The organism is Pseudoalteromonas sp. S16_S37 (genome assembly GCF_014694405.1).
In the GTDB taxonomy this organism is placed as follows: Bacteria; Pseudomonadota; Gammaproteobacteria; order Enterobacterales; family Alteromonadaceae; genus Pseudoalteromonas.
Genome location: NZ_JAAUWV010000152.1, coordinates 1 through 1,172, shown reverse-complemented (window position 1 = coordinate 1,172; position 1,172 = coordinate 1). Strand labels below are relative to the sequence as shown.

The window sequence follows — 1,172 nt, the reverse complement described above, 5'->3', positions numbered from 1 at the left end:
GATTATGAAGACCCGGAGCCTGAAATGTTAACCGCCAATGCAAAGAAGTTTTTTAAGTTACGCCGCGACCCATTTGAAAATGAAATTGCGTGTGAAGACGATGTATTTTTAATTGAGTCGCACCGCATTATTTTAGAAGACATGCTCAGTGCCGCCAATGCAGGCAGCATGATAGCGTTGTTTGGTGAATGTGGCAGTGGCAAAACGATTATACGCCGTGCGTTTATTCATCAAATTCAACAAGATCACCCTGACGTTATTTTAATTCAACCCGCCAGATTAGACCGCCGCAAGATCACGGCTGAGTCTATATCAACAGCGATTTGTAGAGCTCTACAAATTAAACACCGCCCCAGTGCAGAAGAACGAGATGCAGCCATTGAAGAAGCATTGATTGAAAGTGCGAATAACGGCCATTTGCACCTGATGGTCATTGATGAAGCACACGATTTAAACTCAGATGTTATTAAGTTGCTTAAGCGAATTTGGGAGCTAACTCACGGGTTCCGCCGAGTAATGGGGATTGTATTAATCGGCCAAAATGAGCTGCAAAAAAAGCTTAGCGGTCAACATGTGCGGGAGTTTACTTGGCGCTGTAACCAAATAAGGATGCAGCCGTTGGGTATGCAAGTTCCTGCTTATATAAGGCATAAGTTTAGCCGTGTCGGTATCAATGCTGATCGCATCTTTACAGAAGACGCAATGAGTGCAATTAAAGGCAAGTGCTATGCCCGGATAAAGCATGGTATTGCACTTGATGATGTAGAGCTAGACCGATCTTATCCGCTAAGTATAAATACTTGGCTGGCCAAAGCGATGAACCTAGCCGCTCAAATTGGCGAAAAGCAGATCACCGAAAAACTAGTACAGAGGGTATAAGCCATGCAGCAAGTTCAAATACAACTGACGGGCATGGCCCAAGTACGAGTAAGTAAAACGGTTACGGTTTCTCAAGAACACGCTAAAACGTTATTGGCCGATGATGGCGCAATGCAAACATTGCTAGCAAAAGCAGTAAATGCACAGGTAACTGGTTGGGATAACGTGTTTGGCCAGCGTGAAATCGTAGTGATCGCAGAACCAACAGGTTTGCGCTGTTTAACAAATGGCTGTGGCTGGGTTGGCGAAGGCGTAACGGTTTGCCCTAAGTGTCAGGGCGATAAATTTCATAA

Annotated in this window: 2 protein-coding genes; both read left to right on the top strand. The window is 44.7% G+C overall.

The window, feature by feature from the left end:
* Positions 1 to 879: ExeA family protein (locus tag HC733_RS22325; RefSeq protein ID WP_238937672.1), on the top strand; the 879-nt coding region annotated here is incomplete at its 5' end.
* A 3-nt stretch (positions 880 to 882) separates the two neighbouring features.
* Positions 883 to 1,172 (top strand): hypothetical protein (locus tag HC733_RS22320; protein ID WP_190367169.1); only part of this gene is annotated, 290 nt, incomplete at its 3' end.